The following is a 21837-nucleotide window of genomic DNA, read 5'->3' on the forward strand; positions in this document are numbered from 1 at the left end:
GAGCGCCGCCGCCGCGTGGCGCGCCATCGCCGAGCGGGATCCGCTCCAGCGCGAGGCCGCCGTCGCCCTGGACCGGCTCTACACCGAGCTGGAGCGCTCGAAGGACCTGGCGTGGGCGCTCGGTCTGCGCCGCACGCAGGACGGCCAGAGCCCGCAGGGCCGCGAGGTGTCGTTCCGCCTCGCCGAGCTGTTGCGCACCCAGCTCGAGGACCCCAACGCCGCGCTCCAGCTCTACCAGGGCATCCTCGCCGAGGATCCGGGTCACCCGGGCTCCCGCGCCGCGCTCGAGGAGTGGGTGAAGTCCGCCGTGCCGATGAGCGCGGGGGCGCTGGAGGTGCTCGACCCCGTGCTGGCCCGCCTGGGAGACCACGCGCGCCGCGTGGCCCTGCGCGAGGCTCGCATGACCTCCGCGCTCAGCGTGGAGAAGGGGCAGCTCGCGGGGGACATCCGCCGCATCTACGAGCAGGACATGCAGCAGCCGTCGCTTGCCTTCATGGCGGCGGTGAAGTCCTTCGCCCAGGGCGTGGAGCGCGAGTCGCTTCAGCCCGACCTGGAGCGGCTCGCTCGCGAGACGGGCTCGCACGAGATGCTGGCCGAGCTGTACGAGGAGGCCGCCTCGGACCTGCCCACGGGAGACGCCGTGGCGGTCGGACTGCTGCGTCGGTCCGCGGAGCTGCGCGAGCAGCTCGGCCAGACGGAGGAGGCCGCCAGCGTCTGGAAGAAGATCCTCGAGGACGCGCCGCAGGACCGGCAGGCGCTCGAGGCCCTCTCGCGCCTGTACGAGCGCGGGCAGAACGCCAAGAGCCTCTCCGAGGTCTACGCCGCCCAGTCGGCGCTGGCCAAGGACCCCGAGGCCCGGCGCGCCCTGCTGGTGAAGTCCGGCGAGGCCTATGCCACGGCGGGTGATGACGCCAAGGCCATCGAGACGTGGCGCTCGGCGCTGGCCATCCGCAAGGCGACCGACGGTTTGCTCGCGCTGGACAAGCTGTTCGCCAAGACGCGGCGCTTCGTGGAGCAGGCGGACGTGTTGGATCAGCTCGCCGGGCTGTCCACGGATGTCGACTCCCGCCGCGGCTTCATCCTGCGTCGGGCGCAGCTGCTGGAGAAGGAAGCCAGCCACGCGGAGGCGCTGAGCGCCTACCGCGCGCTGATGGAGCTGGCGCCGGGAGATCCGCAGGCCGTCGCGGGCCTGGAGCGCATGCTTCAGGAGGATGCGCAGCGGGTGGAGGCGGCGCGGCTGCTGGAGCCCGTCTACCGGAGCCTCAACGACACCCGGAAGCTGGTGGAGGTGCTGGAGATCCTCCTGCCCGTCACCCAGCCCACGAAGAAGCTGGAGCGCATCCAGGAGATCGCCACCCTGCGTGAGGCGCTCGGCCAGACGTCGCTCGCCTTCGCCGCGCGCCTGCGTGCCTTCAACGAGGCCCCGCAGGACGACGGCGTGCGCGATGACCTGGAGCGGCTCGCGGCCGACTCCGGCTCCTTCGAGGAGGTGGCGGCGGCGTACGAGGATCAGCTCGACCGTGGCGCCACCGAGCCCCTGGCGGGAGACCTGTGGCGGCGGCTCGCCGGCATCTACGACGGGCGCCTCAAGCGCTACGACCTGGCGGTGCGCGCGCTGGAGGAGGTCAGCCGGCGCGATCCGAAGAACAAGCAGGTGCTGGAGTCCATCGCCCGCGTGCACCGTCGCACGGGCGCCAACCGCGAGCTGGCGCTGGTGATGCGCCGGCAGGTGGCGGCCGAGCCGTCCGTCCCCGCCCAGGTGAACGTGCTCTTCGAGCTGGCCCACCTGGCCGAGGAGACGCTCACCGACAAGGCGCTCGCGGCGCAGACGTACCGCGACGTCCTGGAGCGCCGGCCCGAGGACGCCAACGCCCTCAAGCTGCTCGGCCGCGTGCTGACGCAGATGGAGCGCTGGCCGGAGCTGGCGCAGCACATCGAGCGGGAGATCCAGCTCGCCGACGCGCGCAGCGCCCAGGAGGAGGGGAGTGATCTGCGCGTGCGCCTGGGCCGCTTGAAGTTCAGCCGCCTGGATGACCCGCGTGGGGCCCTGGAGCTGTACCAGGAGGTGCTCCGCCGCCGTGCCGGCCATGCCGGTGCGGTGGGTGCGCTGGAGGAGATGGCACGCTCGGAGAGCCCGCTGCGTGGCCAGGCCGCCGTGGCGCTGGAGCCGGTGTTCGCGGCGGTGGGCGACCACCTCAAGCAGGTGCAGATGCTGGAGTCGCGCGTCTCCGCCGAGCCGGTGCCCCAGGAGCGAGGGGCGCTGCTGCGCCGCATCGCGGAGACGTACGCGGGCCCGCTGGACAACGCGGAGATGGCCTTCCTGTCCGCCACGCGCGCGATGCGCGAGGTGCCGGACGACGCGCGCACGCTCGACCTGTGCCTCGCGCTGGTGGACAAGGCGGGGGCCGCCGAGGAGTTCGCGGCCGCCCTCTCGGAGATCGCCCCTCGGGCGAGTGATGCCGCCCGCGTCGAGCTGTACCGGGCCCTCGCGAAGCTCCAGGCTCGCCTGGGCGAGGACGACGAGGCGCTGGCCTCGTGGCGCAAGGTGCTGACGCTGCGGCCCACGGACCCGGACGCGCTGGATGCCGTGGTCCGGCTGGTGGCCGAGCAGGGCACGCCGCAGGAGCTGCTGGAGGTGCTGCGCCGCCAGCTCGCGGGCGCCGAGGAGCCGGCCCGCCGCGCGGCGGTGCTGCTCCAGATTGGCGTGCTCCAGGAGGAGAAGCTTCAGGACGGGCTGGGCGCACTGGCCACCCTGCGGCGTGTGCTGGACGTGAAGCCGGACGACTCGGCCGCGCTCTCGCGGATGGACGGCCTGTGCCAGAAGCTGGAGCGCTGGCCGGAGCTGGCGGACGTGCTGGCGCGCCGCATCGCGCTCGTGTCGCCCGAGGAGGGGCTGGAGCTGAAGTTCCGCCTCGCGGTGGTGCGCGAGACGAAGCTGCTGGACAAGGCGGGCGCGCTGTCGCTCTACGGCGAGGTCCTCTCGCTCCAGCCCAACCATGCCGGCGCGGTGGGCCGTCTGGAGGGCGTGGTGTCCCGCGAGCCGCAGAACCTGCTCGCGGTGGAGACGCTCCTGCGCGCCTTCAGGACGAGCGGCGACGTGGCCCGGCTGGCCGCGCAGATCGAGTCGCGGGTGGGCGTGTCCCCGGACGCGCACGAGCGCAAGACGCTGCTGAGCGAGCTGGCCACGCTGCGCGAGGCCCAGGGCGAGCCGGAGCTCACCTTCCTGGCGCTCTTCCGGGCCTTCAAGGAGGATCCGAACGACGGCGAGCTGCGCCGGCGGCTGGAGAACGCCACGGACTCGGCCGGCTCGTACGACGAGCTGGTGGTGGTCTACGAGGAGTCGCTGCCTCGCGTGGCCGAGGCCCGTGACTCGGCGGAGATGTGCCTCAAGCTCGGCCAGGTGTTCGACACGCGCCTGCAGGAGCCCGAGCGCGCCGTCGTCTACTTCGAGCGCGCGCGCAAGCTGGATCCGACGGTGCAGCAGAAGGCGCTGGTGGCGCTGGATCGGCTGTACCTCACGCTGGAGGCGTGGCCGGAGCTGGCCGACGTGCTGGAGGCGCTCGCCTCCTCCGCGGAGGAGACGGCGGACAAGGTGGGCTTCCTCTTCCGCTTGGGCCAGCTCGTCCAGGAGAAGCTGGACAGCATGGACCGCGCGGCCTCCGCGTTCGAGCAGGTGCTCTCGCTGGAGCCCGGGCACCTGGCCTCGGCGCGGCTGCTGGAGACCATCTACGACTCGGCCGGCGCGCACGACAAGTTGTATGCCATCCTGAAGCTCCAGTCCGAGCGCGTCACGGGCGCCGAGCGCGAGCGCGTCCTCACGCGCATGGCGCAGGTGTCCGCCGAGGGGCTGTCGGACCTGGATGGCTCCATCAAGCTGTACCGCGAGCTGCTGGCGAAGAACGCGCGCAATGAGCAGGCCTTCACGGCACTCGAGGCCCTCTACGAGCGAGCGGGTCGGCACGATGAGCTGCGGACGCTGCTGTCCGACCGGCTGGCGCAGACGCTGGATCCGCGCGAGGTGGTGCGGCTCAACGAGCGGCTGGGCCGGGTGCTGTACCGACTGCTGAAGCAGCCCGAGGCGGCGGTGAGCTACCTCAAGGCCGCGCTGGACCGCGACCCGCGGCACCGGGGCGTGCTGGACACGCTGCGCGAGCTGTACGAGGAGACGGGGCCGGCGGAGGAGCTGGTGGGCATCCTGCGGCGGCTCGTCCCGCTCCAGGAGTCGGCCGAGGGCGTGAAGGCGCTGCGCCTGCGGCTGGCCGAGGTGCTCTCCGGCATGGGCCGGCGCGAGGAGGCGCTGGACGCGGCCCGCCGCGCGCTGGAGGTGGAGCCGCACGCGGTGGCGGACCTGGAGCGCGTGTACACGCTCTTCGTCTCGCTGCGTGCCTATAACGACGCGGTGCGCGCGCTCGAGCTGAAGGTGCAGGTGCACCAGCAGGCCGAGGAGCGCGAGCAGGCGGTGGCCACGTGGTTCGCGGTGGCGGACCTGTGGTCCGGTGAGGGCAACAAGCCCGAGCTGGCCGCCGGGGCGCTGGAGAAGGTGCTGGAGATCGACCAGGCCAACCGCACGGCATACGAGCGCGCCTGCGCGCTCTACCGTGGGCACAACGACTGGCGGGCCTACGCGCAGGTGGTGGATCGCTACCTGCCGCACCTTGTCACCGAAGAGGAGAAGCTGGCCACCCTCAAGGAGCTGGCCAGGGTGCAGGAGGAGCGGCTCGGCCAGAAGGACGTGGCCTTCCTGGCGCTCTGCCGCGCGTTGCAGCTCGACGCGTCGGACGACCACCTGCGTGAAGAGGTGGAGCGGCTGGCCGACGAGACGGGCTCGCACGAGGAGCTCGCCGCCGTCTACGAGGAGGTGGCGGATGCGCTGCCTCGCGGCCCGCTGGCGGAACGGATGTACGCCACGCTGGCGCGCGTTCACGACCTGAAGCTGGACGATCCGACCTCCGCCGAGGGCGCGCTGCGGAAGATCCTCGAGTTCGACCCGACGAACGCCACGGCGCTCGACGGGCTGGCGGGGATGTTCCACCGGCGCGGCCGCGAGCGCGAGTACGTGGTGGCGCTGGAGCAGAAGCTCGAGGCCGCTGGTTCCATCGAGGCACGCAAGGGCATCCTCCGGGAGATCTCCCGCGTCTGGGACGAGCAGGGAGATCCGGACGAGGCCGCGACCGCGCTGCTGCGCGCGTTGGATCTGGAGCCGGACACGGAGACGTTGGGCGTGCTCATCGCCCTCTACCGGCGCCAGAATGCCTGGCAGCAGGTGGCGTCGGCGCTGCTCCGGGCGCGTGACCTGGCGGGCACCGTCGAGGAGCGGGCCCGCATCCAGGTGGAGGTGGCGGGCGTCTACGAGCGCGACATCGGCGACGACGAGTCCGCCGTGGCCGCCTACCGGCAGGCGCTCGAGTTCGAGCCGTACAACCTCCAGGCGTTGGAATCGTTGGAGCGGCTGCACACGAAGCTGGATCAGCCGGCGGAGCTGCTCGCCACCTACGAGCGCATGCTCGAGGTCATCACGGACTACCGCGAGCGGGTGAGGGTGCTCTTCCGCTGCGCGAGCATCTGGGAGGACAAGTACCAGAACCCGGCCAACGCGGACTCCTTCATCGAGGGCGTGCTGGCCATCGACCAGCACAACGTGCTGGCCATCAAGGCGCTGATCCGCCTGCGGCGCGTGCAGGAGCGCTGGGAGGATCTGGTGACCGCCTACGAGCGGCAGCTCCAGCTGGCCACGTCGCCGCAGGAGCAGGCCGAGCTGTACGTGGAGATCGGCAACGTCTACCACCAGCAGCTCAAGCAGGTGGACCGGGCGGTGAACACCTACCACTACGCGTTGGAGGTGGACCCGGGGAGCCGCTACGCGCTGCATGCGCTCGGCAAGCTGTACGAGCGCAGCGGCAACTGGCCCTACGCGCTGGAGATGCTGGCGCGCGAGGCGCAGATCGCCGGCCATGCACCGGACGCGGTGGAGCTGCACTACCGCATGGGCAAGATGAACGAGGACATGCTGATGGACACCGGTAGCGCCCGGTCGTGCTACCAGCAGGCCCTCGCCATCGACCCGGGCCACCTGCTCAGCATCCGCGCCCTCAAGGGCATCCAGGAGCAGGAACGGGACTGGGGCGGCTACGAGCAGACGCTGCTCCAGGAGGCGCAGCAGACCGAGGACGTCGAGGCCAAGGCGCGCGCGCTGCTCGAGGTGGCGCGCTACAACGCCGAGACGAAGGGTGACCCCGAGACGGCCACGGCCTACTACGAGGAGACCCTCAAGTACGCCCCGGACAGCCTGGAGGCGGCGCGTCCGCTCTCGGACGTCTACAGCGCGCGCGAGGACTGGGTCTCGGCCGAGCGCATGCTCGACATCGTCGTGCGCAAGATGGCCGAGCGGGCCATCGCGGAGAAGGATTCGGCCCTCGCCGTGGAACTCTGCCGGCAGCTCTACCGGCTGGGCTACGTGTCGGACAAGCTGGGCAAGCGCGACAAGGCGCTGGACTCCTTCAAGAAGGCCTACGACCTCGACGCCACCTACCTGCCGGTGCTGGAGGGCTACGGCCACCTGCTCGTGCAGCACGCGAAGCGGTATGAGGACGCGCTGCGCATCTTCCAGACGATCCTCATCCACCACCGCGAAGAGCTCACGGACATGGAGGTGGTGGAGGTCTACTGGCAGCTCGGTGACATCCACGCGAAGCTGAACCAGGCGGATCGCGCGCAGAACCACTTCGAGAAGGCGCTGGCCGTCGACCCCAGCCACGAGGCGTCCCTGCGTGCGCTGGTGGCGCTGATGGACAAGGCCGGCAAGTGGGAGCGGGCCGCGGATCTCCGCCAGCAGCTCGCCAACGTGCTGGAGGGCGAGGCCAAGGCGCGCGTCTTCCTGGAGCTGGGGCAGATCGCTCGCGAGCAGTTGAAGGACGCGTACCAGGCGATCGACGCGTACACCGGGGCGCTCAAGCTGCTGCCGGAGTCGCTGGAGGTGCTGGACGCGCTCTACGTGCTGCTGCGTGAGACGCGTCAGGGCCAGAAGGCGGCGGACATGCTGGAGCGGATGCTCCGGCTGCCGGCGCTCACCTCGGAGCCGAACAAGGCCAAGCGGGTGTGGTTCGCGCTCGGCGAGCTGCGCCGCGACGAACTGCGTGACGTCGAGGGCGCGGCCGAGGCCTTCAATACGGCACTGGACCTGGACCACCGCTTCGTCGAGGCCTTCAGCGCCATCGAGGCGATGCTGGGTGGCGCGGGCCAGTGGAAGGCGCTCGAGGAGAACTACGCGAAGATGCTCGGGCGCATGCCCAAGACGCCGGACACGCACGCGGCCCGGATGGCGCTGTGGCGGGCGCTGGGCGACCTGTACCGCCAGGTGCTGAAGAACCAGGAGGGCGCGGTGGCGGCCTACGGTGTCGTCGCCAAGGGCCTCTTGGACGACGCGCAGGCGCAGGAGATCTACGCCGAGCTGGCGGCGGCCTCACCGGGCAAGGAGGACGAGGCCCTCGCCGCGCTCCGTCGCGCCCTGCCGAACACGGGGGATCCGCGCAAGGTTGTTTCTCAGCTGGTGCGCCTGTCCGCGATGCGCAAGGACTACGACGGCGCGTGGATGGCCGCGCAGGCCGTGTCGGGGCTGCTCGGCGAGGCGGGGGATGACGAGAAGGAGATCCTCACCAAGCTGGGGCCCTATGCGAAGCGCAAGGAGGTGGCCCAGCGGCCGTTGCCGGACCGGATGTGGCAGACGCACCTGCTGCATCCGAAGCTGCGTGGGCCCTTCACCGAGCTGCTGGGACTGCTCTTCGAGCAGGTGGGCCACCTGTACGCGGTGCCCTTCCAGAACTACCAGATCGTCCCGAAGAAGCACCGCATCGACCTGCCGAGCGCGCAGGAGTACCACGTGCAGCACTACCGCTACGTGGCGCGTCTGTTCGGCCTGGACGCGGTGGAGCTCTACTCGCCGCACCTCGTGGTCCGCCGCGAGAACATGGCGAAGCGCTCCAACGAGGCGGCACCGGATCCGCTCGTCAACGTGGAGGTGCTCCAGACGCACCCGGCCTGCGTGCGCGCGGGCGGGCGTTTCTTCGCCGAGCAGGGCCAGAAGGAGGCCTACTACCTCCTGGGCCGCACGCTCGCCCTGGTTCGTCCGGAGCTGGCCTTCAGCCAGCGGCTGGCCCCGGAGCGACTCGAGGCGGTGGTGCAGGCGGCGCTGAGTCTGGTGGTGCCCAACCTGCGCTTGTCGGTGGATCCGCGACTGGTGGACGCCGAGCGCCGGGTGTTGGAGAAGAGCTTCAGCGAGCCGGCCCGCGCGGCGCTGGCCAAGGTGGCGCGCGTCTACCTGCCCACGGCCACGCCCGCCGACGTGCGCCACTACCTGGAGGGAGCGGAGCTGACGGCCACGCGTGCCGGCTTCTTCGCCGCCGGGGAGTGCGAGCCCGTCAAGCGCATGGTGCAGGGGGAGACCGGGTCGACCTTCCGGGTGGCCCCGAAGGCGAAGCTGAAGGAGCTGCTGCTGTTCTCCACGTCCGAGGAACTGCGCGAGCTGCGTGTCGCCGTGGGTACGGACGTGGAGGTACAGGTGCGCAAGTAGAGGCGTGGCTCGAATTCATGTGGAGACCCGAACCGGGGGTCCACACGTTGAAGGGAGCAACCGGGCGGTCAAGGTGTGCATCCTTGACCCCCCCGGGTGCCACCTCTACGATTCCGGCGGATTTTCTCCCGTCTTTTCTGAGGGTTGCGGGGAACGATGCGTTTCGTGTGCGATAGCTGCCGCGCGCAGTACATGATCAGCGACGACAAGGTTGGCGCGAAGGGCGTCAAGGTTCGTTGCAAGAAGTGCGGCTACAACATCGTGGTCCGTCCAGCCGGCTCCACGCCTGCGAAGGATGAGGGCCCCAGCACGGAGGCCAGCGCCAGCGCGGCCACGTCCGAGGAGCAATCGAGCAGCGACAGCTTCGGGCTGCCCGCGACGCTCGGCACGCCTCCCGAGGGTGGCATCTTCAGCGGTGTGGAGGATGACGAGCTCGGCGCCGTGTTCGATCAGGTGCTCAACTCCGGGTCGCACAAGATTCCGGCGGGCGAGGTGGTCGGAAACGGCCCGGCCCGCCTGGATGCGGCGGGGTCGGACACGGGCGCGACGGTGCGCAAGCTCGCGGAGGCCGAGGCGGGCAGCGTGAAGCCCGCGGCCGCGCACGAGTGGTTCGTCGCCATCGACGAGAAGCAGGTCGGTCCGCTGTCGATGGACAAGGTGAAGGACTACTGGGATCGGGGCGAAGTCGGTCCTGACAGCCTGTGCTGGCGCGCGGGCTTCAGCGACTGGATTCCGCTCTCGGAGACCACGGAGCTGGCGTCGGTACTGGCTCCGCGTCCGACCAAGCCGGTCATCGTGGAGCCCGCGCCGATGGAGCCGCGCGCGTCGGTGGCTTCCGGTCCGGTGGAGTCCGCCTTCAGTGCAGGTGGCCTGACGAAGACGGCGAAGCCCGAGGCGCCGATGTCCTCGGGTGCGTCCGCGACGCAGGAGTCTTCCGGCTGGAAGCCCTCGGCCGCGAGCGTGCTCGCCTCGCTGGTGAAGGAGGAGAACGACGCCCTGACGAAGCCGGCCAAGGCGGCGCCCCTGGTGGAGGAGAAGCCGCGGCCCGTGGTCTCGGGGCTGCTGGACGTGCCCCCGCCGGAGCCCGCCCCCGTGGCGGCGCCGAGCCCCATGCGGGCCGAGTCTCCCGCGTCCGCGTCGCCCTACCTGGCTCCCGCTCCGGTGGCGCCGGCCTATGCCCCTCAGCCCGCGCAGCAGTATGGGCAGCCCATGCCCCAGCAGTATGGGCAGCCCATGCCCCAACCGTACGGGCCGCCTCCGGGGTACGGCTATCCGCCGCCGGCCGCGCCTGCTCCGAAGCAGGGCGGCAAGGGGATGATGATTGGCGTGGTCGCGGGCCTGGTGATGCTCGCGGGTGGGGCGGGGATCTTCCTCGCGACCCGTCCTTCCGAGCAGCAGGGCACCGTGACGCCGCCGCCGGCGACGCAGCAGGTGGCCCAGGCGACGAAGCCAGCGGAGTTGCCGCCCATGCCGCCGCCTCCGGCGGGGATGGCGCAGAACGCCACGGGTACGCCCGCGGGGGCCACGGCCCAGCCGAGCACGGCCCCGACGCCGGCTCCCACGACGGCGCCTGCGGTCGCGGTCGCGGGAAACCCGGGGACCGCGCCGGCCGCGAATCCGACGACGCCTCCGCCCGCCGAGACGGTGAAGCCCGCCGAGCAGCCGAAAACGGAGCCGCAGCAGGTGGCTCGCGCCGAGGTGCCGACCAAGCGGACGTCCACGACCCCCAGCCGTCCCGCGCCGAGCCGTACGAGCAACGACGACGAGGAAACGTTCACGGCGCCCGCGCGTAACACCAACACCAAGCCGGCGGCGAAGAGCGGTGGGAACGCGGATGACGAGTTCGACGAGCTCTTCGGAACGAAGAAGAGCGGCAGCCCCAGCAAGCCCGAGGCGTCAGCGAACGGCCGCACGGCCTACATTCCGCCGGAGCCTGGCGGTGGTGGGGCGTCGCAGGAGCGGCTCGGCCAGTCGGACATCATGCAGGTGGTGCTGGCCAACAAGCCGGCCATCATCAAGTGCGTGAGCGAGCAGAAGAAGAAGGATCCGGGCCTGAGCGGCAAGCTGGTGATGCGCTGGACGATCCAGACGAACGGAAAGACGAAGAACGTGTCGTGCCAGACGTCGGAGTTCCGCTCGACGTACATGGCGACCTGCATCTCCGGGCTCATCAAGGGCTGGAGCTTCCCGAAGCACAAGGTGCAGGGCGAGCCCATCGACTTCCCCTTCACGTTCTAATCCTCCGGGAAGCGGACTGTCACTTTCGAGTCAACTGACTCGTATGACTGTCCGCTTCCGTGGATGGCGAGTTCTCTCCTGAAGGGATGCGTCCGAGGGCGTGTCGACATTCGTTGACACGTCCGGAGCGGCGGGACTAAGCCGCGCGCTGCAGGAAGAGGGGGCCTGAGTGAGGCCGGCGGCCCGCCTCATGCGACGTATCCATTCAGGAGGAAGTCGAGACATGCAGATTCGGAAGATGACGTTGATGTTCACCGTGCTGGGCGCGATGAGCATGGTGCTGACGGCTTGCGGTGATGGTGGCCGCGATAGCCTGACCTGCACCGAAGGCGGGGCGGAGTGCATCGACGGCGAGATCTGTCACCCGACGGCCAAGGTGTGCGTGCAGACGTGTACGACGGGTGGGGACTGCCCCGAGTCGGCGAAGACCTGTGCGGCGATTGGCAATGGCAACACCCAGATGATCTGCCAGTGCAGCACGGATGCGCTGTGCCAGCGCGATGAGCGTGTGACGGACGCGTCGACCCTGAAGTGTTCCATCCCCACCGGCGCCACCACCGGCGTCTGTGCGCCGGCCGGAACCACGCCGGTTGAGACCACCTGCAACCCGGCCAACCAGCCGGGCACGTGCAGCTACGGGCAGATCTGCTCCTCCACGACCACCAAGTGCGAGGCGGCTCCGGTGGGCACCTGCTCCCAGGCCACGGGCGCGCCGGCGTGGAATCAGTCGGGTGGCGCGGCTCCGGTCATCGTTTCCGCGACCGCTGAGTTCGTGACCTCCACCAATGCTGCGAACGAGTGCGGCGGGGGTGCTTCCGCTGCAATTGTTACCATCAACTACTATGCGCCGGGCGGGCTGACGACGCATACGTCGACCAGCGACCTGCAGAATCACGTGAAGTTCCGCACAGCCACCAGCTTCTTCGGGGTGGCTTTCTCGCGGCAGGACCCGCCTGCGGGCACCACCGCTACGCAGGGGACGATGAAGGTCGGCATTTCTTGCGACGCTCCGACCAGACGCGAAGCCGCCATCTACATCGCCAATGAGCAGGGGCAGACCAGCAACGTCGTTTGCGTGAGCTGGTAGTCTCAAGCCCCTGATTGCTTGATGAACAGCTCCCTCCCTGTTCTTTGGGGAGGGAGCTTTTTATTTGCCTGGGCTCCGACGCGCTGCGTCGTGCTCTCTTTTTTCCACAAGCCGAAAATGCCCACTTTCGGTATGACGTGAGTCCGTGACGGCCAAGTCCCAACAATCTGAGCTTCCTGACATCCCCGTGTGCACGGTTGCACAGATGGGCCTGCGCGAACTTGAGCGCATCCGACTCATTCTCCGGGGAGGCTCGGTCATCGACTGGCGGCGGATGCACTTCCAGACCCGGGACGAGGTCGACCGCTTTCTCCGCCTCTGCCAGATCGACACCTCTCGGCCCCAGGACGAGGCGTGGGCTCGCATGGTGCTCGCCGACGCGGTCGAGTACCTGCGGCGCACCTTCAACTACCGCGTGGCCGATGCGGTAGCGAACCCAGAGGAAATCCACGAACTCTTCCTCTACGCCTCGGGTGTCAAGGGACTGCCGAGACACCGCCGCATCGCCTGCATCGTGCTCAAGGTGATGCACGTCCTTCAGCACATCGAGGGGCGGGACCTGATGCACCGCCTCGCCGTCTCGGAGGCGGACCTGTCCGAGCTGGTGACCACGCGTGTGCTGCGCACTGCTCAACTGCTACAGGACAAAGGGCTGCACGTCGTCGAGTTCGCGCACTCGATCAAGACGCGCGAGTCACTCATCACCAAGCTGTTGGCCAAGAAGGAAACGGTGGCCGCGCAGATCTATGATCGAACCCGCTTCCGCATCATTACGAAGACGCGAGCGGACCTCCTGCCGGTCCTGTACTTTCTGACCCAGCACCTGTTTCCCTTCAACTTCGTCGTCCCCGGGCAGACAGAGAACAGCCTTGTGTCGTTCAAGTCGGTGCTCGAGGAGAACCCGCATCTCCATCAACATGCCCAGCAGCTCCACTTGGATCTCGACTACGAGGACCGGGAGGATCGCACGCGCAACCTGTTCTCCGGGAACTCCTACCGGGCGCTGAACTTCGTCGTGGATGTGCCACTTCGGATGGATGCGTACCTGCCGCGACCGGAGGAGGACACGCGCGAGCGCAAGAACCGGATGGTCTTCACGCTCGTTGAGTTTCAGATCATGGACGAAGAGACCGCTCGCCAGAACGAAGAGGGGGAGAACGCCCACAAGCTCTACAAGCGCCGACAGAAGCGACGCGTGCTGCGCCGCCTCTCCCGTGGGCTCGTGGTCCCGAAGCGGCAGGGTTGAGGGCATGTCGGCAGGCGGGCGCCGACAATAAATAAATCGGGGAACCCGCCGTCAGACGCAGCACCTACTCGCAAGAAAGGTACTTCCATGAGCCGCGCTCTTCTCGTCACCCTGGCCCTGGCCCTCACTGCTCCCACCACGGCTCTGGCCTGTTCGGAGCACGTGAAGGCGAAGCTGGATGCACTCGCCAAGGGCCAGACGCACGAGCAGGCCGAGGCCACGGCCGCACGCAAGATGGCCGAGAAGAGTGCCAAGGAGCGGGCCAAGGCGCGGAAGGCGGCTGACTCCAAGGCCGCTACCCCGTCCGCGCAGAAGTAGGGGAGTGGTCAGAGCACTTCCGCCTCCGGACGGAGCTTCACGACAACGCACCCCGTCCCGCAGCGTTCGGCGAACCCTGACGGCTCGCCGAGCGGCGCATTCCGGGCGCTCCTATCCGGAGGGCACGGTGGCTACTTCTTCTTCCGGTTCTTCTTCTTGTTTTCCTTCTCGCGCTTGCGGCGCTCCTTGATGGCGTCCTTGTTCTCGGGCTTGGCACCCGCAGAGGGCAGGGAGTAGCCCATCATGCGCGCCTTGGCCATGGCCGCCTGGCCCATGGGCGGCGTGTAGCCCGGAGCAATCTGCGGCATCTGGAGCGGCATCCCGCCGCCCATGCCCATCCCGGCCATCGCCTTCTCCATCATCTTCGGGTCCTTTCCGAAGATGCTGGACATGTCCATGTTCTTCAGCTGCGCCAGCTGACCCATCTGCCGGAAGCCGGGGATGCGCCCCAGCAGGCCCGGGTTCTGGCCGATCGTCCCCATCACCTGCTGCATCATCCCGAACTTCTGGAGCAGCTCGCGCACCTCCTCCGGCTTGCGGCCACTGCCCTTCGCGATGCGCTTCACCCGGCTGTCGGTGATGAGGTTCGGACGCAGGCGCTCCTGCTCCGTCATCGAGTCGTACATCGCCTCGATCTTCGTCAGCTCCTTCTCGTCCGGATTGAGCTGCTCGGTCATCTCGCCGAAGAGCGGGAACTTCTCGAGCAGGTCCTTCAGCGGACCCATCTTCCGCACCATGCGGATCTGCTCGACGAAGTCCCTCATCGTGAAGTTGCCGGAGAGCAGCTTCTGCGCGTCCTCCGCGGCCTTCTTCTCGTCGACGACGCCCTCGAAGTCCTTCATCAGGCCGACGATGTCGCCGAAGCCCAGGATGCGGCTGGCGAGCCCGTCCGGACGGAACTCCTCGAGCTTGTCCATCGACTCGCCCATGCCGAGGAACTTGATGGGCTTGCCCGTCACCTCCTTGATGGACAGCGCCGCGCCACCGCGCGCGTCACCATCCAGCTTGGTGAGGATGAAGCCGTCCAGGTTCAAGCGCCGATCGAACTCGGCCGCCGTACGCACCGCGTCCTGGCCGATCATCGCGTCGCACACCAGCAGGATGTTATCCGGCCGGACGTTGGCCTTGATGGCCTCCAACTCGGTCATCAGGGCCTCGTCGATGGCCAGACGACCCGCGGTATCGATGAGCACCACGTCGCACTTCTGCTCGCGCGCCGCGGCGTACCCGCGCTTCGCCAACTCCGGGGGCGGCACGTTGGGCTCGAAGTACACCGGCACCTTCAGCCGCTCGCCCAACACCTTGAGCTGATCCACGGCTGCGGGACGGTAGATGTCCGCCGCCACTAGGAGGGGCTTGCGGCCCTCCTTGAGGAGCTTACTGGCGAGCTTGCCCGTGGTCGTCGTCTTACCCGAGCCCTGCAAGCCCACCATCATGATGCCGCTGATTTGGTCCTTGGGCTTGAGCTGGAGGCTCGTGTCCACCGGGCCCATCAGGGCCTCGAGTTCGTCGTGGCAGATCTTGATGAAGTGGTCGCCCGCACTCACGCGGTGCTTGCGGCCAGCCTTGTCGGTGATGGTCGTCTGCACCACCTCACCGGTGGACTTCTCGCGCACCCGCGCGACGAACTTCTTCACTACATCGAAGGCCACATCGGCTTCGAGCAGGGAGACGCGGATGTCGCGGAGCGACTCGTCCACCATCTCAGGGGTGATCTCACTCTTGCCCGCAAGGCGGTTCTTGGCGGCGCGAAAGCCCTTGGCGACGGTTTCAAGCATGGCGGTCGCTATATAACAGCGGAGGCCTCGACGGGATGCCCATGTGCGTTGCAGTCGCTCCGGGGTTGAGCGAAGGTGTCCAGGTCTCGGCACGAGTGGCGAAACTGGCAGACGCAGCGGACTTAAAATCCTCAAGAGTCCCAGGGGTTTAGCGGCTTCTCTCTGAGATGGCCCCCGCAAGGGTCCACCAGAGTCCAGGTGAGTCCACCTGGGGTGGGTACCAAGTGGGTACTGGCGCCCGACGAGTAGGCCGCCCGCCTATGGAGCGCACCCGCGCGAGGCCGTACGCCAGCACCCCGCACTCCAGGTACCCTCCTCTGCTTCATCGGCTCCTTCATGGCCGCTGCTTCAAGCGCCACGCTCGCTTCTCCGCACCTGCTTGGGGGACGCGCCGGAGGCGTCACTTCCTTGACCTGAGGGGACGCCTTCTTCCGAGAGCCCTTGCCGTCCATCGTCGCTCCTCCGGGGAGGGGGCGAGGTGCCCACTCCGACCGGTGCGCTTCAAACACCATGCGTGAGCCCGGAGGCTCGCGGGTGCGAGTTCGGAGGGGAGGACACGACAACACGGCCGCGAACCGCCATCCCCCAAAAGAGGGATGGACTCACCGCGGGCATCATCCCAGGTTCCTCTCATCACGGAGAGAGAGGAGCGGATGAAGTCCAGCCTGCCGGTGAACCACGGTCTCCCCGAGGAACTGCTCAGGGATCCGGCTCTCGTGCCAAGAACGTCAACGGGAGAGCCGTCGCTGACGGACGTCCAGTACGAGGCACTGAACAACGGCGTGGCACGGGGGGCGTCCATGCTCGTCGTGGCCCCCACATCCACGGGCAAGACCCTGATTGGCGTGTGGGCGTTGACCAGTTGGCTCCTCTCCGGATCGTCCCGGCACGCTGTGTACCTGGTCACGCATCGTGCCCTGGCCCGGCAGAAGTTCGAGGAACTCTCGACGCTCTTGAGCGATCGTCACCTGAACGGGGACAGGCGTAGCATCGTGCTCGCCAATGGCGACACCGTGGAAGATGGCGAGGGCGGAACGCCATCGGAACCCTTGAATTCCCCCATCCTGGTGGCCACGTACGAGAAGTACCTTGCGATGCTCGCCGGAACGGGCATCAGCGCGGACATGTCCCATTGCGTCATCGTCTGCGACGAAATCCAGATCCTCGGTGACGAACATCGGGGCCGCAACATCGAGGTCCTGTTGACCCTGCTCCGCAAGACGCGCTGGGGTCAGCTCATCGGGCTCTCGGCGGTGATCGACACGCGGGATGCCAGGGACTTGAAGGACTGGTTCGGCGTCACGCTCGTTCGCCTCGATCGCCGGGAGAAGCACCTGCACTACGAGTGCCGGACCCCCACCCTCGTCCGCACGTTCCGGACGGATCAACCCGAGGCGGGTGTCCAGGACAGGAGCCGCGCGCAGCAGGAGCAGCACGAGCCCACCGCGCTTGTCCACCAACTGGCACGAGACAAGTCGGCGCTGCCCATCGTTGTCTTTTGCATGACCCGGAAAAGGGTGGAGGAGGCAGTCCAGGGCTACGCCCGCTCCCTCGGCGTCGTTGTCTCCCCCACCCAACCGATCCTCCCCGCGCTGAAGGAGTCCACCGCCGCAGCCAGGAACCTGTCGAGTTTCATTCCCAAGCGCTTCGCCTTCCACACGGCCGATCTCCTCGAAGAGGAGCGGAGCCTCGTCGAGGACAAGTTGAAGTCCAGCCAGCTCGACGTGGTCTTCGCCACCAGCACGCTGGCCGCCGGTGTCAACTTCCCCTTCAAGACAGCGGTGTTCGACAGCTGGACGCGCTGGAATGTACGAACACGCAACCGCGACCCCCTGCCCGCGAGCGAATTCCACAACATGGCGGGCCGGGTGGGCCGCATGGGCTTCGAACACTCGCATGGCAGCGTCCTCTTCACGGCCGCCGACACCTTCTTCGAAACGAGGACCATTGCCCCCTACCTCCAGCCCGACCAGACGACGCCACTCATTCCCCGCATCGACCCCAAGGGCTTCACCCAGCTCGCGCTCCAGCTCGTCTCCTCGGGAGTGTGCAGGACGGCCGAGGAAGTCGCCGATTTCCTCTCAAGCAGTTTCAGCGCCAAGCGGGAGCAGGAGGCCAATCGAACTGGGCTCGTGCACTGGATGCAGGCCATGACGCAGGCCGTTCACGAGCTCAGGACGTGGGGGTTCATTCTATGACGATGCTGCACGTGACGGAGGTCGGGAGGCAGGTGGCCTTCAGTGGGCTCCTCCCCAACACGGCCTACTATCTGTTGGATTACTTGGCTCGCCGAGGCGCCGAGCTATGCGCCCTGGTGCCCAACGGCGAGCAGCAGCCCGGAGACCCCTCGCAGCTCAACTACTGCCTGCTCAATGCCTGTCTGACCGCTCCCGAGTTCTCGGGCATGCAGCAGACACGGTTCATCCCCTATGGCTTCGCGGCGGTCATCCAGAACGATCTCGTTGAGCGATATGCCACGAACCTGGCCGAGCCGCAGTGGCAGGCGTACCGCGAGGCCGCGAATGCCGCGGCCCTCCTCATGGACTGGATTGAGGGCGTCCCCGTCCATCTCCTGGAAAGCTCCGAGATCCGGGCAGGAACGATCAAGAATCTCTGCCGGGAGGTGGTGTGGGTGCTCTCGGGGCTCTCCAACATCCTGGCAGCCGCCACCCGGCCGAACCTCTCCACTGGCGAGCGGCCCTCCTGCATGAGAGCACTGCCCAAGGCCGCCGTGACGAGCCTTCGCCGCATGCTCACCCCGGTACGGCTGCTGGCGTGGCGGCTCAACGTGGGTCTCCCCCCTGCCGTCCTCTGGATGACCGAGCTGAAGACCTCCACGGGTGAACGTGCCGTCACCCGCCAGGAGGCGTTCTCCCTCCACCAGATCGGTCTGAGTTCCTTCGAGAGCCTCCGGCGCCGGAGCAACTGGCCCCAGCTGATCGAGATCCTCGGCGCGCAAGGAGCGAGCCATCCGCAGGCGCGCGCGGTAGAGCTGCAGAAGCTCGCGGACGAGTGGCATGACACCGTTCGCAACCGCTACCTGGCCCAGCAGCTTCGCCGCCTGGACGAAGCCGATCGTCCCCTGCTCCAGAACTTCTACGGCAGCCGCGAAAAGCTATTCGAGAGTGCCTTCCAGGCCCTGCTCGAGCGGGTGGGCATCCGCTACACCTTGTTCGACGCGGACCAGAAGGTGGGAGCATTCGACTACCTCCTTCACTTCGACGATCGGCCCGACGTCATCGTTGAGTGCAAGACGAAGCAGGGCAACAACCTCGTCGATCTCAACGCCGCCCGGGTCGTCCTCGGGAGCTCGGAGCAGTACGGCCACCGCGACACGTTCTGTGTCACGCTCTGCCAGCCGGGGATCGATCCCAATGTCCCCGAGAAACTGCAGGCGGTGGTCCGCTTGTGCGTCGTGGAAACGCACGATCTGGCGGAAGCCTTCACCCGTCTCATGAGACAGTCCATGAGCATGCAGGCCTTCCATGACTGGCTGACCCAACCCGGGCAGGCCAAGGCGGAAACGCTCGTGGTTCATACCCGCTCCATGAGCGAGCCCGAGGCGCCCCCGCTGGAAGCCCCGTAGCGGTAGGGGGGCGACCCGATACCTTCCGCTCATCAAGTGGCGCGCGGTATCTTCCCCAGACTGGACGAGACCTGAGAGGTCCACGCCTCGGGTGATGGAGGAGCCGTGCCATGGGCCGTTTGCCGCAGCGGACGTTGCTCGACTTGATGTGCGGGCTGGTCGAATCACAGAGCCTCGCGCAGTTCCAGGAGCGCACGGAGTCGCTTCTGGCGAAGCTCTTTCATGCGGACCATGTGGCGTTCTGTTGGATGCATCCGGATCTGCCCACGGGGTTCGATTGGAAGGCGAGCACGACGGGGCATTTCCTCAAGAGCTATTACCAGTGGTACCAGGGCGATTTCGTCTTCCGTTGGCTCTCGCAACGTCCCAATACCGCTTGGAGCGACACGGAAATGCTTCGGGGTCTGAAGGTCGAGGAGACGGAGACGTATCGGCGCAGCCGGGCGTCGGACCTCCACTTGCAGCATGTTCTCGCGGTCTTGCTGGCTCCCGAGCATCAGGTGGGCAGTGGTGCGGTCGCGCTGTACAGCGAGCGAGTCAAGCCTTTCTCTGCGGAGCGTCGGCGCTTGTTGCAAAGGCTCACCCCCGCCCTGTCGGGGGCGTTCCAGAACTTCGCGCGATTTGGCGCGCTGTCCGCTCACAACCAACTCCTGGAGGAGATGCTTCGCCAGGAGGGGGTCACTGCCATCGTGCTAGATGCCCAGCGACGGGAATACTTCCGGACGGGGTCCGTCACGTCGTTGCTGGAGCGCTGGTTCCCCTCGCACTCCGACCGGGACGACGGAGGAATCCCTCGGACCTGGAGAGCGCGGATGGACGCGATCATGGCAGGGAGCGTCCTTCTCAATCCCACCACGCACGCGTGGCGGGAGGAGCGGGGGATGAGTTCCTTGGAGGTGTGCTTCACCCGGCTGCCTCGCATCGAGGGGCGCGACCTGTGGGAACTACGGATGAAGGAGGTCCATGCCATCCCCGAGAAGTGGCGGCAGATATTGACGCTCAGACAGTTCGAGGTGGCGGCCCTCGTGATTCAGGGCCTGTCAGACAAGGAGATCGCCGGCAAGCTCGGTATCAGCAAGGGGACGGCGACGGACCACGTCAAGGCCGTCTACAAGACGTTGAAGGTGTCTGGCCGGGCCGCACTCATCGCCTTGGCCCGGCGTTCCTGAGACACTTCGGCGCCGGAGCGAGCCCTCCCCCAGAAGGACCCGCTCCGGCGGGACATCTGTACCCCTCAAGAGGGATGCGCCGCGCTCTTGCGTGCCCCCTCCCCGAAGAGGCCCAGGTAGAGGACACGGGTGGTACGCGCGGACAGCAGCAGCGCGGCCTGCTCTTCCCGGTCCACCAGGGGAGCCAGCAGGGACGTCAGCTCCGCCAGGTGCTTCTCATCCGCGGTGCCGTGCGCCTTCAGGAAGGTGACGGCCTTGCGGATGTTGGGGATGGTGTTGGCCGCGAGCATCCGCTTCGCCGACTGGCTGGCGCGATGCACGGACAGGTACTCCAGCACATAGGCCGTGCCGAGGAACGCCTCGGGCCGACCGCAGCGCGAGGTGAAGCGGTTCCAGGCGACATAGGCGGTGACCGCGGCGTTGGGCGTCTGCCGCTCGACGCGCTCGGCCGACCAGCCCAGGTTCCTCAGGTCCGACAGCAGCCAGCGCTCATGCCCGCGCTCCTCATCGGACTTCTGCAGGAGCAGATCCCCCAGCCGGGAGTGCCGGCCCTGGCGCTTCATGCGCCGACCCGCCTCGGCCAGCAGCGGCGTGCTCCACCGCGCATAGTGGTACGTCTGGATCAGGTAGTGGACGTAGTGGTCCTTGTCGACGCTGCCGTCGAAGAGCCGCCGGGCTTCAGGGTGCGCGTCCAGTTCCTCGAGCAGCGTGCGCGCCTCGTGCTCCAGGGCGGTGATCCAGTTCATCATGACGGAAGAGTCGGTGTGCGAACTCATGGACGTCTCCTGTTCGGATCCCGGGATGGGTCCGTGGGTGTTGATGTGAAGTGGATGGGAAGGGTGATTCGGGTGCGAGCGGCGCGGTTCAGATGCGCGAGGTGCGGGCGGTCATCTTGTCGAACAACTCCCGCGTGCTGGGGGAAACATCGCTGAGCGCCGCGACGAGTGGCAGGGAGAAGCGGCGGAAGCGCGCGTCGTAGAGGGGTTCGGTGATGAAACGTGCCCCCATCCTGACGGAGAAGAGCGACAACACCCGGGGCAGGCGCAGGCCTTCGAACCGTCCCTGGCGAGCGCGCTCTCTCTCCTCCGGAGTGTAGATGGGCGCGGTCGGCGTCTCCGGAGGCTTGGGGTAGGTGAGCGTCCGCGCATGCCACCGGGTGCTCAGCAGCCCCTGGTGGGTCGCCACCTGGAATAGGATGCTCGCGTCCTCGGCCGAGTCCGTCTCCGTATTCGCGGAGGCGATCCAGTGCGTCACTCCCCGGCGACAGCTCTCCTGATGGAGCCCGGCGTACAGCCACATGAAGACAGCGGAGTGGCGCCAGTCCTTGAGGATGCAGAAGCGGGTGATCTCGGCGAACACCATGTTCGGTCCTCCCAGTTCCGACAGGTCCACCTTGCTCTCCAAATCGATGCCCAGCGGGCCTCCAGTGGCGCGGGCCACCTCGGGGTTGGGCAGCAACAGGCGGGTGGTGGCCACGGGCACGCCCTCCGCGTAGACGATGACGTGGGCGGTGGTCGCCAGGGTGTCGAAGCCATGGTTCTCCCGGGGCACGGTATGGGCCGGGCGCTCGAGCAGTTCCAGTTCTGTACCGAAAACCTCCCAGCGCACGCGCAGCGCATCATCGAGCTGCTGCTGGGTGGTCGCGATGTGGCAGGTCAGTGTTGTCATGAACCCCTCCTGACGGCCCGACGCCGTGCCGTGCCTTCAGACAGAAGTTCGTGGCCAGAGGCTCAAGTTCGCCGCGGTCTTTGTTTTTCGTCCGACCAGACGGAACGGAGTGGGTTGTACTTGTCAATCCCTCCGAGGAGGGAGAGACGGCGACCTCCCGAATCCTCCAGCCTTGAGCGTC

11 protein-coding genes are annotated in these 21837 nt (G+C 67.8%); 8 read left to right on the plus strand and 3 right to left on the minus strand.

All coding sequences use genetic code 11. The features are described from left to right. The 5 genes from VF794_RS09995 to VF794_RS10015 form a co-directional block, all read left to right on the plus strand. Positions 1-8566 (plus strand): tetratricopeptide repeat protein (locus VF794_RS09995; RefSeq protein WP_331109129.1); only part of this gene is annotated, 8566 nt, incomplete at its 5' end. Positions 8567-8722: 156 nt separating this feature from the next. Then, positions 8723-10804, plus strand: a complete 2082-nt coding sequence (gene gltJ, locus VF794_RS10000; RefSeq protein ID WP_331109131.1) for an adventurous gliding motility protein GltJ — start codon at positions 8723-8725, stop codon at positions 10802-10804. Between the two features lie 223 nt (positions 10805-11027). Beyond that, a complete protein-coding gene (locus tag VF794_RS10005; protein ID WP_331109133.1) occupies positions 11028-11891 on the plus strand; it encodes a hypothetical protein in 864 nt (287 codons plus the stop codon). A gap of 205 nt (positions 11892-12096) precedes the next feature. Next, positions 12097-13137 carry a TIGR04552 family protein gene (locus tag VF794_RS10010; protein ID WP_331109135.1) on the plus strand — a complete coding sequence of 347 codons (1041 nt, stop codon included), beginning with the start codon at positions 12097-12099 and terminating at the stop codon, positions 13135-13137. A gap of 87 nt (positions 13138-13224) precedes the next feature. Next, entirely contained in the window at positions 13225-13455 is a 231-nt protein-coding gene (locus tag VF794_RS10015) for a hypothetical protein (RefSeq protein ID WP_331109136.1), read from the plus strand. A 131-nt stretch (positions 13456-13586) separates the two neighbouring features. On the opposite strand, the gene ffh is transcribed toward VF794_RS10015, so the two are convergent. Then, positions 13587-15233 (minus strand): signal recognition particle protein, encoded by a 1647-nt coding sequence (ffh, locus tag VF794_RS10020; protein ID WP_331109138.1) that lies wholly within the window; start codon positions 15231-15233, stop codon positions 13587-13589. A 653-nt stretch (positions 15234-15886) separates the two neighbouring features. On the opposite strand from ffh, the gene VF794_RS10025 reads away from it, so the two are divergent. From VF794_RS10025 to VF794_RS10035, 3 genes are all read left to right on the plus strand, one after another. Further along, on the plus strand, positions 15887-17431 hold the full coding sequence (locus VF794_RS10025) for a DEAD/DEAH box helicase (RefSeq protein WP_331109140.1): 1545 nt from the start codon (positions 15887-15889) through the stop codon (positions 17429-17431). Beyond that, positions 17428-18819, plus strand: a complete 1392-nt coding sequence (locus VF794_RS10030) for a DEAD/DEAH box helicase (RefSeq protein ID WP_331109142.1) — start codon at positions 17428-17430, stop codon at positions 18817-18819. Before VF794_RS10025 ends, VF794_RS10030 begins: the two co-directional genes overlap by 4 nt. A 110-nt stretch (positions 18820-18929) precedes the next feature. Beyond that, complete coding sequence (locus VF794_RS10035) at positions 18930-19988, plus strand: helix-turn-helix transcriptional regulator (RefSeq protein ID WP_331109144.1); 1059 nt, start codon at positions 18930-18932, stop codon at positions 19986-19988. 65 nt (positions 19989-20053) lie between these two features. On the opposite strand, the gene VF794_RS10040 is transcribed toward VF794_RS10035, so the two are convergent. Together VF794_RS10040 and VF794_RS10045 are read right to left on the minus strand one after the other, a co-directional pair. Further along, a complete protein-coding gene (locus VF794_RS10040) occupies positions 20054-20764 on the minus strand; it encodes an iron-containing redox enzyme family protein (RefSeq protein ID WP_331109146.1) in 711 nt (236 codons plus the stop codon). An 88-nt stretch (positions 20765-20852) separates the two neighbouring features. Beyond that, a complete protein-coding gene (locus VF794_RS10045) occupies positions 20853-21656 on the minus strand; it encodes a GNAT family N-acetyltransferase (protein ID WP_331109148.1) in 804 nt (267 codons plus the stop codon). Positions 21657-21837 lie beyond the last annotated feature (181 nt).

This window comes from Archangium sp., assembly GCF_036389735.1.
In the GTDB taxonomy this organism is placed as follows: Bacteria; Myxococcota; Myxococcia; order Myxococcales; family Myxococcaceae; genus Archangium.

What these genes read in the sequence shown, in the direction of transcription:
- VF794_RS10035 (WP_331109144.1), top strand. Translation starts at nt 18,930, where the DNA reads ATGGGCCGTTTGCCGCAGCGGACGTTGCTCGACTTGATGTGCGGGCTG.
- VF794_RS10030 (WP_331109142.1), top strand. Translation starts at nt 17,428, where the DNA reads ATGACGATGCTGCACGTGACGGAGGTCGGGAGGCAGGTGGCCTTCAGT.
- VF794_RS10025 (WP_331109140.1), top strand. Translation starts at nt 15,887, where the DNA reads ATGAAGTCCAGCCTGCCGGTGAACCACGGTCTCCCCGAGGAACTGCTC.
- VF794_RS10015 (WP_331109136.1), top strand. Translation starts at nt 13,225, where the DNA reads ATGAGCCGCGCTCTTCTCGTCACCCTGGCCCTGGCCCTCACTGCTCCC.
- VF794_RS10010 (WP_331109135.1), top strand. Translation starts at nt 12,097, where the DNA reads ATGGGCCTGCGCGAACTTGAGCGCATCCGACTCATTCTCCGGGGAGGC.
- VF794_RS10005 (WP_331109133.1), top strand. Translation starts at nt 11,028, where the DNA reads ATGCAGATTCGGAAGATGACGTTGATGTTCACCGTGCTGGGCGCGATG.
- VF794_RS10040 (WP_331109146.1), bottom strand. Translation starts at nt 20,764, where the DNA reads ATGAGTTCGCACACCGACTCTTCCGTCATGATGAACTGGATCACCGCC.
- gltJ (WP_331109131.1), top strand. Translation starts at nt 8,723, where the DNA reads ATGCGTTTCGTGTGCGATAGCTGCCGCGCGCAGTACATGATCAGCGAC.
- VF794_RS10045 (WP_331109148.1), bottom strand. Translation starts at nt 21,656, where the DNA reads ATGACAACACTGACCTGCCACATCGCGACCACCCAGCAGCAGCTCGAT.
- ffh (WP_331109138.1), bottom strand. Translation starts at nt 15,233, where the DNA reads ATGCTTGAAACCGTCGCCAAGGGCTTTCGCGCCGCCAAGAACCGCCTT.